The organism is Sphingobium cyanobacteriorum, from assembly GCF_030580935.1.
In the GTDB taxonomy this organism is placed as follows: domain Bacteria; phylum Pseudomonadota; class Alphaproteobacteria; order Sphingomonadales; family Sphingomonadaceae; genus Sphingobium; species Sphingobium cyanobacteriorum.
The window spans coordinates 965,724-978,836 of the sequence record NZ_JAUQOM010000001.1 but is presented as its reverse complement, the minus strand read 5'-3'; the positions used below and the strand labels follow the sequence as shown (position 1 = coordinate 978,836).

Annotated in this window: 17 protein-coding genes; 9 read left to right on the top strand and 8 right to left on the bottom strand. The window is 62.2% G+C overall.

What is annotated here, in order from left to right; translation table 11 throughout:
- The first annotated feature begins 322 nt into the window (after positions 1–322).
- Complete coding sequence (locus tag Q4610_RS04785; RefSeq protein WP_304534824.1) at positions 323–553, top strand: MOSC domain-containing protein; 231 nt, start codon at positions 323–325, stop codon at positions 551–553.
- 89 nt (positions 554–642) lie between these two features.
- Here Q4610_RS04785 and Q4610_RS04780 read toward each other — a convergent pair whose 3' ends face one another.
- The 6 genes from Q4610_RS04780 to copC form a co-directional block, all read right to left on the bottom strand.
- Complete coding sequence (locus tag Q4610_RS04780; protein ID WP_304534823.1) at positions 643–1,866, bottom strand: hypothetical protein; 1,224 nt, start codon at positions 1,864–1,866, stop codon at positions 643–645.
- Positions 1,867–2,302: 436 nt separating this feature from the next.
- Positions 2,303–2,692, bottom strand: coding sequence for a Cu(I)-responsive transcriptional regulator (cueR, locus tag Q4610_RS04775; protein ID WP_011445792.1), 390 nt, complete (start codon positions 2,690–2,692; stop codon positions 2,303–2,305).
- Entirely contained in the window at positions 2,689–2,892 is a 204-nt protein-coding gene (locus Q4610_RS04770; protein ID WP_066556611.1) for a DUF2933 domain-containing protein, read from the bottom strand. Before Q4610_RS04770 ends, cueR begins: the two co-directional genes overlap by 4 nt.
- Positions 2,889–5,234 carry a heavy metal translocating P-type ATPase gene (locus Q4610_RS04765; protein ID WP_066556612.1) on the bottom strand — a complete coding sequence of 782 codons (2,346 nt, stop codon included), beginning with the start codon at positions 5,232–5,234 and terminating at the stop codon, positions 2,889–2,891. The genes Q4610_RS04770 and Q4610_RS04765 overlap by 4 nt, the downstream gene beginning before the upstream one ends.
- A gap of 64 nt (positions 5,235–5,298) precedes the next feature.
- A complete protein-coding gene (copD, locus tag Q4610_RS04760) occupies positions 5,299–6,231 on the bottom strand; it encodes a copper homeostasis membrane protein CopD (RefSeq protein ID WP_066556613.1) in 933 nt (310 codons plus the stop codon).
- A gap of 4 nt (positions 6,232–6,235) precedes the next feature.
- Positions 6,236–6,619, bottom strand: coding sequence for a copper homeostasis periplasmic binding protein CopC (gene copC, locus Q4610_RS04755; protein WP_066556615.1), 384 nt, complete (start codon positions 6,617–6,619; stop codon positions 6,236–6,238).
- A 138-nt stretch (positions 6,620–6,757) separates the two neighbouring features.
- Here copC and Q4610_RS04750 point away from each other — a divergent pair, with 138 nt between their 5' ends.
- The 8 genes from Q4610_RS04750 (at position 6,758) to Q4610_RS04715 (ending at position 12,082) form a co-directional block, all read left to right on the top strand.
- Positions 6,758–7,036 (top strand): hypothetical protein, encoded by a 279-nt coding sequence (locus tag Q4610_RS04750; protein WP_066556616.1) that lies wholly within the window; start codon positions 6,758–6,760, stop codon positions 7,034–7,036.
- Positions 7,033–7,473 carry a Spy/CpxP family protein refolding chaperone gene (locus tag Q4610_RS04745; protein ID WP_304534822.1) on the top strand — a complete coding sequence of 147 codons (441 nt, stop codon included), beginning with the start codon at positions 7,033–7,035 and terminating at the stop codon, positions 7,471–7,473. The genes Q4610_RS04750 and Q4610_RS04745 overlap by 4 nt, the downstream gene beginning before the upstream one ends.
- On the top strand, positions 7,470–8,039 hold the full coding sequence (locus Q4610_RS04740) for an RNA polymerase sigma factor (RefSeq protein ID WP_066556621.1): 570 nt from the start codon (positions 7,470–7,472) through the stop codon (positions 8,037–8,039). Before Q4610_RS04745 ends, Q4610_RS04740 begins: the two co-directional genes overlap by 4 nt.
- Positions 8,040–8,100: 61 nt before the next feature.
- Positions 8,101–9,855 carry a copper resistance system multicopper oxidase gene (locus Q4610_RS04735; RefSeq protein WP_066556623.1) on the top strand — a complete coding sequence of 585 codons (1,755 nt, stop codon included), beginning with the start codon at positions 8,101–8,103 and terminating at the stop codon, positions 9,853–9,855.
- A complete protein-coding gene (locus Q4610_RS04730) occupies positions 9,852–10,907 on the top strand; it encodes a copper resistance protein B (RefSeq protein WP_304534821.1) in 1,056 nt (351 codons plus the stop codon). Before Q4610_RS04735 ends, Q4610_RS04730 begins: the two co-directional genes overlap by 4 nt.
- A gap of 66 nt (positions 10,908–10,973) precedes the next feature.
- On the top strand, positions 10,974–11,330 hold the full coding sequence (locus Q4610_RS04725) for a hypothetical protein (protein ID WP_144901092.1): 357 nt from the start codon (positions 10,974–10,976) through the stop codon (positions 11,328–11,330).
- Positions 11,327–11,527 carry a hypothetical protein gene (locus tag Q4610_RS04720; RefSeq protein WP_066556628.1) on the top strand — a complete coding sequence of 67 codons (201 nt, stop codon included), beginning with the start codon at positions 11,327–11,329 and terminating at the stop codon, positions 11,525–11,527. Before Q4610_RS04725 ends, Q4610_RS04720 begins: the two co-directional genes overlap by 4 nt.
- 126 nt (positions 11,528–11,653) lie before the next feature.
- On the top strand, positions 11,654–12,082 hold the full coding sequence (locus tag Q4610_RS04715; protein ID WP_066556631.1) for a DUF411 domain-containing protein: 429 nt from the start codon (positions 11,654–11,656) through the stop codon (positions 12,080–12,082).
- Positions 12,083–12,298: 216 nt separating this feature from the next.
- Here Q4610_RS04715 and Q4610_RS04710 read toward each other — a convergent pair whose 3' ends face one another.
- On the bottom strand, positions 12,299–12,649 hold the full coding sequence (locus Q4610_RS04710) for a DUF3147 family protein (protein WP_066556635.1): 351 nt from the start codon (positions 12,647–12,649) through the stop codon (positions 12,299–12,301).
- Complete coding sequence (locus Q4610_RS04705) at positions 12,646–13,059, bottom strand: MerR family transcriptional regulator (RefSeq protein WP_066556650.1); 414 nt, start codon at positions 13,057–13,059, stop codon at positions 12,646–12,648. The genes Q4610_RS04710 and Q4610_RS04705 overlap by 4 nt, the downstream gene beginning before the upstream one ends.
- Between the last annotated feature and the right edge of the window lie 54 nt (positions 13,060–13,113).

The following is a 13,113-nucleotide window of genomic DNA, read 5'->3' as shown; positions in this document are numbered from 1 at the left end:
ACGCTGTAGATCCCCACACCTCCCTGACTCGGCAGAAAGGCTTCAAGGTGGACGACTTTTACGCCGCCCGCAGCAGGACTATCCCGCCGCTACCGTGGTCGAATATTGCTCCGCCGTTCTCACTGCATGCTGGATTGTGCCCCATAGGGTAAAAATGTCGGGCAGCTTTCCGGCTGAGTCGATGATTGCAATCTGGTGGAAAGGAACGTGAAGAGATTGGTTTCGTCGGATCATTCGCGTAATCCGATGCAAGGACATCGTTGGAGCGATTTTTCGAAATGGCTGCGGAGATATATTAGCTATAGTAATATGTTTCCTACGATTGGAAGATCCATCCTCCACCACCACGCTCACGGTCACCGGCGAGATGCGGCTAACCCGCACTCGACGGGGCGTGCGCGCGCCGGGAACGGTTGCTTCCGGCGACATCATCAGGTTGGTGGAACGCTGTCATCCTGATTGGACCGTCGCGCGGACCTTCCGCATCCTGATCAGCACGGCGCCGACGCGGCTCTATGATATCGTGGAGCTTGCAGGGCTGCCTAAGCTTTGAGCCTCCTACCGCGCGCGCTGCCATGCAATACTTGGCTGATCGTGTGGTCACGCCTCGACCGGCAAGATCCACTGCTATTAGCGCAATCGTCAGAAATCGCAGTCTCCCATCGAACCACGCGGCGGATGTCCAGCTTCCAGGTTGATAGTGGCTGAGTAATAGCTTTGCATGTGCCCCAGTGGCGCGGTCTGCTGGTTGATGGTCAGGGTGAACGGCACTCCCCCGGTCGATGTCCCAGCATAAGTGCGCGATCCCGCACCAACCCCGATCTTTTCGCAGGACATTTCGGTGATCGCGATCCCGCGCAGGCGCAGGGCGCCGGCGATGTCGTAAGGGATTTCTACGCCCACCTTTGCCCAGTTGATCGAGACAGTGGCGGGCGCGCCGCTTCCCTCTATCGCGACTTCCAGCTGCTGCAGTGTTCCGGTCGCCAGCGCAGGCGGCTTTGCTCTTGTAGCCCAGCGGACTCCTGATGCCCGTTGCTTCGTCATCGTTAGCGACGGCTTGCCACTCCCCGCAGCGGGCAGGACCGCCAACAGCATGTCGGCTGCAGGGCCGCTTGCCACGATTTTCTGCCAGTTGGTCCGGCATTCTTCGTCAGCCCAGCGGGCTGCGCTGGCATCGCGGCGCATCAAGTCCGCGCGGCAACTCGTCAGAAACGTCGTTTCGGAAGTTGGCCGGGTTGTCGCCGGAGATCGTGCAGTCGGTCCGGGCGAGGCTGCGCCGGCTCCGCGGGTTACCGATACGGCTTCGCCAAAAGAGGTGCCATTCCACGCAAGCTGCGCCGCGCACTGTCCCTGTGGAGGTGTCCCGGCGCCACACAGCGCGCCCTTGCGCGCGATCTGCACCCTGGCGGGTCGGCCAGCCAGCACCCGATAGGCCATCAGCGTGTCGGAATAGACCCGGCGCGCGGCGCCGGCCCGGTCGGTTACGAAGACATCAACCCGGGCCTGACCGTCTTTGCGGAACAGTCCCGGACGACCGGTGCAGCGGTAATCGCCTTCCGACAGGAGGTAATCGATCAGGCCGTCACCGGTAAAATCCTGCGCTATCACAAAGCGTCCGTCGCCGGGCTTGCCACCGGCAGCGGTGCACCTGGCATCGAGCCCGTTCATATGTGCGAGCACCGTCACGGGAAGAGGCGGTCGGGCCTGTGCCTCAACAGGAGCGGGCAAACTGGACACGGCCGAAAGCAGAACGGCGATGCAGAGAACAGACTTGAACATGAGGGAAGGATGCTTGACCGTTTGAATTTGCACAAGCGGATGTTGTGACGCTTCGGATGATGCCGCGGGGCTGGTATTGACCATCATCGCGTAGGACAGGGTCTATTTCATGCTTAACAAGCCACGCGGGATCGTCACCACCCGGCGCGATCCGCAGCAGCGCGGCATAGTCTCTGCTTAGACGCGAGGTGGGATTAGCCGACGCAGTGGTTGGTACGTGATCCGACGACTCGCGTTATGGCAGACGACCACTCGCAGACGCTGAATCCACCACCAAGACCGCTGATGCGTAGCGCTTGAGCAACCTCAGCGCTGCATTGGCGCGCTGCTACCTAGAGAGCTACCTAGCACACAATCGATCTATGCCACCCGATCTGGATATGGAGGTAACTGCTTGAAAAGTAAGGGGAAGATGGTGGACGCACTAGGGCTCGAACCTAGGACCCGCTGATTAAGAGCAATCTTTCCGTCCGGATGTGTTCGCGAGCGACCGCATCGATGTGCAGGTGTCCAGAGGATCTGGTCAACTGACTGCGATCCCGTCGAGGATCGGACAATCGGGTCTGCTGTCGCCGCTGCACCCTTCGGCCAGTTCCAGCAAGGCGCGCCGCATGGCTTCAAGTGCTGCGGCCTTGCGACCAAGGTCATCGGCATGCGCCAGGGCAACGGCCTTCACTTCACTGCTCGTCCGCTCGCGGTTGTCCCATAGGCCGAGGAGAGTGGTGATCTCCTCAAGCGAGAAGCCAAGGCCGCGGGCGTTGGCAATGAAGCGCAGGCGCTCGATCGATTGCGGCGAATAATCCCTGTAACCATTGTCGCGTCGGTCAGGGGGCGGCATCAACCCTACGCGCTCATAGTGCCGGATCATCCGCTCCGACACGCCAGTGGTCTTCGATGCCTGTCCGATGTTCATGGCCGCTGTTCGCCGAACTTCGGGTAGCGTCCTTGGTGGTGGCCGCCATGGAAGAAGTGCAGCAGCGGGCAGGCGAACAGGAATGCGTAAGGGATCAGCCCGAAGAAGTGCTGCCGGTGTTCCGGATAGAGCAGGAAAGCGGCGATCAGCGCGCCCGATGCCGCGGCCAGCAACCACGCGCGCTTGCTGGAAAGGCTCATAGCGCAATCCTCCTGAGACGCAGCGAATTACCGATGACGCTGACCGAGGAAAGCGCCATTGCCGCCGCTGCGATGATCGGTGAAAGCATGATGCCGAACAGTGGGTAGAGCGCGCCTGCAGCCACCGGGATACCAGCGACGTTGTAGGCAAAGGCGAAGAACAGGTTCTGCCGGATGTTGGTCATGGTTGCATGACTGAGGTGCCGGGCACGCGCTATCCCCGTCAAATCGCCCTTGAGCAGGGTGATCCCTGCGCTTTCAATCGCAACGTCTGTGCCGGTGCCCATGGCGATGCCGACATCGGCAGCGGCAAGCGCAGGGGCGTCGTTCACACCGTCGCCTGCCATCGCCACGATCCTGCCTTCGTCCCTCAAGCGCTTCACGATCGCGCTCTTCTGGTCGGGCAGGACATCGGCTTCGATGTCGTCGATACCAAGGCGCCGGGCGATGGCGTCTGCCGTGACGCGGTTGTCTCCGGTCAACATGATGACATGGATGCCCGCTTCGGCCAGTGCCTTGAGCGCGCCAGGCGTAGTCTGCTTAACCGGATCGGCAATGCCGATAGCACCCGCAACACGGCCATCGATGCCAAGGAAAATTGCGGTCGCCCCGTCAGCGCGCAGGGCGTCGGCACGTTGCGCCAGTTGGGCAGTCGAGATCCCTTGCTCCTCAAGAAAGCGGGCATTGCCAGCAACAAGCCGATGTCCATCGACGATTCCGGTGATGCCTTTGCCGACTGGCTGATCGACGTCGCCCGGTTCGCTGATTGCCAGTCCTTTGGCTTCGGCATCCCTGACAATGGCGAGAGCCAGCGGATGCTCGCTGCTGCGTTCGAGGCTGGCGGCAAGGCGCAACACCTCGCGGCTGTCGAACCCCTCGGCCGTCTCAATCGCGACCACCGCAGGCTTGCCTTCCGTAAGCGTGCCGGTCTTGTCCACGACAAGCGTATCGACCTTCTCCATGCGTTCGAGCGCCTCGGCATTCTTGATGAGAATACCGGCCTGGGCACCGCGTCCGACCCCCACCATGATCGACATCGGGGTTGCGAGGCCAAGCGCACAGGGGCAGGCGATGATCAGCACGGCCACCGCGGCAATCAGGCCATAGCCCATTGCCGGCGATGGGCCGACCAGGGACCAGACGACGAACGCGATCGCTGAGACCGCGATCACCGCCGGCACGAACCAGCCCGACACGGTGTCGGCAAGCCGCTGGATCGGCGCACGACTGCGCTGGGCTTCTGCTACCATCTGGACGATGCGCGCCAGCATGGTATCGCGCCCGATCTTCTCGGCGCGCATCACGAGGCCGCCGGTCTGGTTTATCGTGCCACCGATCAGCTTCGACGATGCCTCCTTGGTCACCGGCATGGACTCGCCAGTCACCATCGATTCATCGACGGTGCCGCGGCCCTCCAGCACCACGCCATCAACCGGAACTTTCTCGCCAGGGCGAACGCGTAGCGTGTCGCCGACCAGAACCTGGTCGAGTGTGATCTCCTCGTCACTACCATCGGGACGAACCCGGCGGGCGAGCTTGGGCGAAAGGTCGAGCAATGCGCGGATCGCACCGCTGGTTGTTTCCCGGGCACGCAGTTCAAGCAGTTGGCCAAGCAAGACCAGCACGGTAATGACCGCCGCTGCCTCGAAATAGACCGCGACTGAGCCGTCTATTGCGCGAAACGCGGCCGGGAAAATGCCGGGCGCGAGCGTCGCCGCCATGCTGTAGATCCAGGCGACGCCCGTTCCCATTGCGATCAGGGTGAACATGTTGAGGTGACCGCTTTTCACCGAGGCCCAGCCGCGTTCGAAAAATGGCCAACCCGCCCACAGGACCACCGGCGTCGCCAGAACCATCTGGATCAGGTTGGCGATGTTTCCATCCAGATAATGGCGCAGTCCAGTCAGATGCCCGCCCATTTCGAGTGCAACCACCGGCAAAGCGAGGATGAGGCCGATTACAAAGCGCCGCTTCATGTCGGCATATTCGGGCGACGGTCCATCGTTGAGCGTCGGCGTCATCGGTTCCAAGGCCATGCCGCAGATCGGGCAGCTTCCCGGCCCGGACTGCTGGACCTCCGGATGCATCGGGCAGGTCCAGATCGCGCCTTCTGGCACCGGTTCTGTCGGGCGCGGCGCATCGCTCATATAGCGCTCTGGATCAGCCCTGAACTTGGTTAGACAGGCAGCGCTGCAAAAGTAGTGATGGACGCCGCCGTGGGTCGTGACATGCGGCGTGGTCGCCGGGTCGACGCTCATTCCGCAAACGGGGTCGATAGCCGTTCCCGGGGTTTCCGGTCCGGAATGGGCGCAATGCGCGTGGTTGTGTTGCGACTCGGTCATGCCTCATGCTCCTCTGGTCGCCAGCTTCATCAACCCTGACATCATGTCAGGGTCAAGCAGTAATTCATCCTTTCGCGATGGCAAGCTCCAGCGTACCCAGCCAGGCCACCAAGGCGAGGATCGTAAGGGCAGCAGACGACTCCAGAACCAGGCTTTGCCGAAGACCGCGTAACGCGTGGGCGAGGTCGTCTTGTTCGATTGCTGCACCTAGTGTGGGCGTTAGGCGCCAACAGTTGGCACTCGCCAACACCAGCATGGCAGCGAACAGTCCGAGCTTGATGAGCAGGAGTTTTCCGTAGCGCGAAGCGAACAAGGTGTCCGGATGAGGCAAGCCCATCAGGCTCAGGCTGTTGATGAGGCCCGTGAGAACGATCAACCCGACCGCAAGCGTCCCAACCCGCGAAAATTGTTCAAGAGCCCGATGCGCTATCCTGATCTGCGCATCGGATTGGTGCGCCATTGGCTGAAAGAGCAGCCAGGCGAACGCGGCAATTCCGCCGATCCAAACAGCCGCCGCCAGCATGTGGACGATGTCGCTCAGCCGGTGGAGAGTTCCGGTCCACCCTTCGGTTGCGCCGGCATGGCCCGTCCAGACCAGCGTGGCGATAGCCACCGCCGTCGAAGCAAGCAGCCAGTATCTTGCAAGGTGTGGGCTTCGGCCAAGCGCGAGGGCGGCAACCAAGGCAATTGCAACTGCCACCATACGCACGACCCAGGCGCTGCCAATGGCGCTCTGTGTGACGATTTCCCCGATGACCGAGGCATCGGCTGCCCAGAGGCTTGTCCCCATCATGGCTGCGACAAGCGCAATCATGCCGGCGCCAGACAGCAGCAGTCCGAGCAGCGAAAGGATGAGGGCAGGTTTGGCCAGCGGCAGCAAGGCAGTGCCTCGCTCCTCGGGTTTCAGCGCGTAAAGCGTGAAGGCCGTCACACCTGCCAGCACCATCAGATCGGCGTAAAGCGCGAACCGGATGGCGATGACAGGCAGGTTGTCCATGTCTTCAGCGCACGGTGAAGCTGAAGTTGCCGCCCATGCGATGTGTGTCGGCTCCGGCCGCGCTCCAGGTCACGCGGTAAGTCCCGCTGGCCAGCGGCCGACGGAGCAGCAAAGTCATCGATTTCCTGTCATTGCCGAGCCGGGCGGTGAAACCCGTGATCGGCATCGGCGCATGGTTTGGCATACCCGGCATTCCGGTCATTGCGATCTCGGCCCTTGCCGTTGCGCCGATCACGGCCTCATTGAAGCGCAGTTCGACCTTTGTCGGCGCTGCGACCGTGGCATTGGCTGTCGGGGTCGAAGACACGAGCTGCGTATGCGCGCTGGCAACCTGCGGCACGATGAGCCCCAGAGTCGCAACGGCAAAGGCAAGGCTGGGCAAACGCATCAGTTATCTCCTTGGAAATGGCTATCAGGTTGAGATACGCGGCCCGGAACAGCATCCCTCAAATTGGGCTGGTTCAATTTTTCTGAGGGATCGGGGATATGGCTGCGTATAGGATCACAAGACCTCGGGAGACCCACCATGTCCGACCTTGATCAGGCGCTCCGCCGCCTGGGCACACTTCCGGCTCCTTCGGGGCTGGCGACTATCGACGATGCTGTGCTTGCCGGACTGGCTGCGAGCCGCCGTGAGGCTGCGGCTGGGTCGCGGCTGATGGGTTTTGCCGCAGCCCTGGCGCTGGTGGTCGGCGTAGCCGGTGGCGGACTAGCGGGCGGCGAACCCGCCACGGCTCAGCCCATCTCTCCCTTTGCGCCTGACAATCCCCTCGCACCTTCGACCTTGCTGGATGTCCACCCGTGAATTGGACCACGCGGCTGATCCTGATCGCGCTTGTCGCATTTGCAGCGGCGCTGGGCGGCACTTATGCTGGCCGCGTCCTGTTCGCACGGGAAAGGCAGAGCGAGACCGAACTCCACGCCTTGCTGCACAGCGAGCTCGAACTCGATGCCGCACAGGAAGCAAAGATCGAGGCAATCGAGCAGCGTTTTGCCACACGCCGCAAGGCGCTCGAACTCGAGATGCGGGCCGCCAATGCCCATCTGGCCGAAGCGATGGAATTGGAGCACGGCTATGGTCCGCAAGTCACCACCGCCATCGACCACACCCACAAGGTCATGGGTGAAATGCAGAAGGAAACGCTTGAGCATCTCTTTGCCATGCGCGCCGTCCTGAGGCCTGATCAGGCGGCCAAATTCGACAGGTCGGTTACCAGAGCCCTTACCCCAGAAGTGCGGTGAGCCTTCCGCTGTCCGAGGGGAGCGACGGCGAGCTCGCGGCACTGGCGCTCGCGGGCCGGCAGGACGCTTATCGCGAATTGCTGGCGCGCCACCGTGACGCTGTGTTTCGCTTGGTGCGAGCGTCAGTCGGCGATCCGCACGAGGCCATCGACGTCACCCAGGAAACCTTCATTGCCGCGTTCTCGGCCCTTGGGCGTTACGACCATGGGCGACCGTTTCTGGCATGGCTCAAGCACATTGCGCTCAACAAGTGCCGGGACTGGGGACGAAGGCGCAAGGTGCGCGCCTTCTTCACGCGCGCAGTGCCGCTCGAGATGGCTTTCGATGTTTCAGACGATGCCATTCCCGCCGATGTGCAAGCGGCAGACCGGGCCGAGCTGGCGCGCGTGACCACTGCCATATCCCGCTTGCCATCCCGTCTGCGCGAGGCCCTGGTCCTCCGCACGATCGATGGCCTCGGCCAGGCCGAAGCTGCCGAGGTGCTCGGTGTCAGCGAGAAGACGGTCGAGACCCGCCTCTACCGGGCCAGGGCGAAATTAAAGGCGATGATTGGCGACCAGATCTGAGGGCTAGGGAAAGCGGCTGCGTAAAGGACGATGAAGCCGTCAATCTTACCGGATACCACTCATGCATTCTTTTGCGCTCGATCGCCGTACCCTCATTCGTTCGGCTGCTTTGGGGGGCGGGGGCCTCGCGCTTTCGGCAGCGCTCCCCGCGTGGGCGCGCAGTGGAACTCCTGGCCTCGCAGGCCCGATGTCCGTGGTGTCCGGGGAGCAAATCGCACTATCCATCGGTCATGCCTCGCTCCGGGTCGGCGGACGTGATGGGCATGCCATCGGCATCAACGGTGCGACACCGGGCCCGGTCATCCGGTTAAAGGAGGGCCAGAAGGTTCGCCTCGCGGTGAACAACACGCTGAACGAGGAAACCTCAATTCATTGGCACGGGCTGCTCGTGCCCTTCCAGATGGACGGCGTGCCGGGGGTGAGCTTTCCGGGGATCAAGGTCGGCCAGACCTTCGTGTACGAGTTCCCCGTCAAGCAGTCTGGCACCTATTGGTATCACAGCCACTCCGGCATGCAGGAAGCGATGGGCATGTATGGCGCGATCGTCATCGATCCCGCCGCGCCCGATCCGGTCGCCTATGACCGTGAACATGTAATCATGCTCGCCGACTGGAGCTTCATGCATCCGCATACCCAGCTGCGGAAGCTGAAGGCGCAGCCTGGCTACTTCAACATGCAGAAGCAGACCCTCTCAGGCCTGCTCGCGGGCAAGGACCAGTCGGCCTCCGAACGCCGCATATGGGCCGGGATGCGGATGGACCCGACCGACATTTCCGACGTCACCGGCGCAACCTATCATTTCATGGTCAACGGCCATGACAGTGCCGCGAACTGGACCGGACTGTTCGCACCTGGCGAGCGGGTGCGCCTGCGCATCATCAATGCAGCCGCCATGACGAATTTCAATGTCCGGATTCCGGGTCTCGCGATGACGGTGGTCGCCGCAGATGGGCAAAACGTGCAGCCGGTCGAGACCGACGAATTCCAGATCGGCATCGCGGAGACCTATGACGTGATCGTCGAACCCAGGGCCGACGAGGCCTATGGCTTCATTGCCGAGGCCATCGATCGCTCCGGTCAGGTGCGCGCGACGCTTGCTCCGCGCCTCGGCATGGTCGCGCCGATTCCGCCAATCCGCGAACGTCCGCTGCTCACCATGAAGGACATGGGCATGGGCGATATGGCTGCACCCGGTGCCGATGCGAGTACAGCTGATCACGCAGCCATGGGCCACGCCATGCCCGGGATGGATCACGGCTCGATGAAGATGCGCGATCCCGCGGTCGCGCCGCAGGTCAAAATGGGACCAGGCGTTGCGACGCTTTCGCCAATGCCCATGGACCGCACGGGCGAACGTCCGACCGGTCTTGAGAAGGTCGGGCACCGGGTGCTGACCTACCGCGACCTCAAATCGCTCGCGCCCAATCCAGACAAGCGCACGCCGTCACGCGAGATCGATCTGCACCTGACCGCCAACATGGAGCGCTACATGTGGTCCTTCGACGGCGAGAAGTTCAGCGAAAATACGGAGCCAATCCCGTTCCGCCACATGGAGCGGGTGCGCATCAATCTCATTAACGACACCATGATGCCCCATCCGATTCACTTGCACGGACACTTCTTCGAACTGGTTACTGGGAGTCCCGGCCATCATCCGCTGAAACACACGGTCAACGTCCTGCCCGGCGGCAGGGTCTCGTTCGATCTGACTGCCGATGAGCTCGGCGACTGGGCATTCCACTGTCACATGCTGCTGCATATGATGTCGGGGATGTTCCGGGTCGTGACCGTGCGCCATGAGGAGGACGCGGCATGAAGGCGACCCTTCTCATCAGCGCTGCTGTCTTGTTGGCAACGCCCGGCTTTGCGGTGGCCCAATCCTCCATGCCAGGCATGGAAATGAAGGATGCGCCCGGCACAGTTGCTCGAGGCGAGGCAGCGCCGGCTGCAATGGACCATTCCGGCCATAGTCAGCCCGAAGCTGCAGTTCCCGCGCCTGTCGCAGTCGATCCCCATGCCGGACACGCTGCCGAGCCTAAGCCAGCCGGTCCGCCACGGCCTGAAGCCATCGATCACTCCGGCCATGATATGAATGCCATGACGGGCATGTCCGAGGGTGATCCGGCTATCGGAACTGCTCCCGCCCCTGCGCCGCCAGGCGACCATGCCGCGGATACCGTGTTCGATCCCGCTGAGATGGCGCGCGCGCGCGAAGCTTTACGGCGAGAGAATGGAGCCTTCAGCGGGTCGATGGTGCTCTTCGATCTCGCCGAATTCCAGGCGCGCAAGGGTAGGGACGGTTATCGTTGGGCAGGCGAGGCCTGGTTCGGCGGTGACGTCGAGCGCCTCCTGATCAAAACAGAGGGCGAGGGCGCATTCGGCGAGCCGATCGAGGATCTGGAAATCCAGGCACTCTATTCACGTGCCATCTCGCCGTTCTGGAATGCCCATGTCGGCTTGCGGCACGATATAGTGCCCAATCCCTCGCGGACTTATGCCGTGCTCGGGGTAGAGGGAATCGCGCCTTACTGGTTCCATTTGACGGGGCAGATGTTCCTCTCCGACAAGGGTGACATCCGGGCTCGCCTTGAGGGAAGCTACGATGAGCGGATCACCCAGCGCCTGATCTTCCAGCCTCGAGCGGAACTTAATTTCTCCGCTCAGGACATGCCCGTGATCGGGGTGGGATCAGGACTCGCCGACTTCGAACTGGGTGCGCGCTTGCGCTATGAGATCCGACGCGAGCTCGCGCCCTATGTTGGCGTGGAATGGAGCCGGAAGGCGGGTGACACCGCGCGTTTGGCACGGCTCGCAGGAGAAGATCCAGATGCGGTCAGTTTTGTCGCTGGCGTCAGGGTTTGGTTCTGATTCTGATGGCAATGCACAAAGACTTTGGCTGGACCGACGGGTCGCAACGGAGCAGGACTTGATGCTATGAAATCGGTCGTCGCTCTCATTGTTGCGCTAGCATTGGCGTTCGGCGCAGGACCGCTTTGTGCCGCCCCGGCAGCGGCTTCGATGCAGACTGCTAACATGGAATGCGGCGACATGCCGGGAAGCGGCGACCGCTCACATCATCATGGCGCACCGGACGTGGCGCGGGTCTGTCATGCGTGCCTCTTTGCTGCGCCTGCCATCGGCACCAATCTGAATGCCATACGATGGGACTGGATCGGCCCGGAGATCCGGGCGCCCCAAAGCCTGTCCGGATTGAAGTCCGAGCCACCGACACCGCCCCCGCGCCAGCCGGTTTCCCGATCCGTTTCAATCTTATCTGGAGAATACACATGAAATCCAAGTATCTTCTGGGCGCCCTGGTGCTCTCGCTTTCTACAGCCGCGTTTGCAGCCGAGCCTGCACCGACGCCAGAGAAGTCGTGCTGTTGCTGCAAGAAGGACGAGCTCGGCCAAATGGCCTGCTGCAAGGAGCATGGCGAGCAGGCTGGTGAGCATGCTGGTCACGACATGAGCGGCATGGATCACAAGTAAGCAATGGTGCGCGGAGGGTGGTCCGCTACCCTCCGCGTATTGCCATGTGAGTACTGGCAAATGCGGACTGGACCTTAGTTTACACCGGAGCGGTTCAGCGGCCACCCGCGGATAAGGAGATCACATATGCGAAAGCTCGTTTTGGCACTGGCGCTGTTTTCGACCCCCGCGCTAGCGGCAGGCGACATCCTGATGCATCGCGATCCGGGGTGTGGGTGCTGCGAACAATGGGCTGCGCGGGTTCGGCAGGCCTTCGGCAGAAATGTGCGAATCGTCGATGACGCGAACCGTACCGCGTTCCAGCGGCAGGTGGGTCTTCCCGCAAACCTGGTGTCATGCCACACCGCGATCGTGGACGGGATCGCCTTCGAGGGACACGTTCCTATTGCGGACATGCGCCGCGTACTGGCGAGCCGCCCGAAAGGTGTTCGTGGGCTTGCAGTTGCGGGAATGCCCATCGGATCGCCGGGTATGGAGGTGCCGGGTGTTCGCGCGCAACGGTATAACGTCATTGCCTTCGGGGCCGCGCGCACCAGCGTATACGCACAGCATTAGTCGTCGCATTAAAAGCGAGCGTCTTAATCTCCGCTCCCGCGAAACCCGGAGCACATCCGGGCAAATCGAATGAGAGCGGGGCAAGATGCTTCCGCGAGTTGTGTTACGTTTGGAGCGGGGGCGTTTTCGCCTTGATCGCGATGAAGGCCGCGCCTGCAGTCGTCCTTCGCCCAAGCCAGCCCGCTCGGACGTACCACGCAATTCGGAGAGGCGCTTTCACAGCCGAACATCCCAACGAGCGAGTAACGCCGCCATGCCGACGTACAGGACGATGGTCAGAGCGCAGCCGGCCGCGAGTGCGGGCCAGAACGCGAAGCCGCGCTTGAGCAGAACCGGGATCAGCAGGAAGATCGGCAGGCTCGGAAGAACGTACCAGAACGTGGCTTGCGAATAGCTGGCCGTACGCGCTGCGTCGCCAGTGTCGCGCCAGAGCCAGATCATGCTGAGCACGGCGACAAGCGGGAGCGATGCCAGCAATGCGCCAAGTCCAGCGCTCCGGCGGGCGACTTCGGAAACCACAACAATGATGATCGCCGAGATAGCGGTTTTGACGACCAGATAGATCATTCGTGGTCTCCGTTGCACATGGTGTGATCCCCCAGCGCCTCGATCACGCGACAATCGGCGGCAAGTCCGCCCCGGCAGCGACCGATAATGCGCGATAGTTCGTCGCGCAGGGTAACGAGTTGGCCGATCTTCTCTTCGACCTGCGCCAGATGCCGGGTGGCGATCCGGTCGGCCTCGCAGCACTCGCGCTCGGGATGGTCGGCCAGATCGAGCAGCGAGCGCACTTCCTCGATGGTGAAGCCCAACTCGCGTGAATGACGGACGAAAGCGAGCCGCGTGCGATGCGCTTCGCCATAGGAGCGATAATTGCCCGCAGTCCGGGCCGGTTCGGGCAACAAACCGATCCGCTCGTAATAGCGGATCGTCTCGATGTTGGTGCCGGTCGCCCTGGACAGTTCGCCGATTTTCATCGCTTGACCCTGTAGTTGCTACAGGGTGCATATAGAGGGCCGACTCGAACGAAC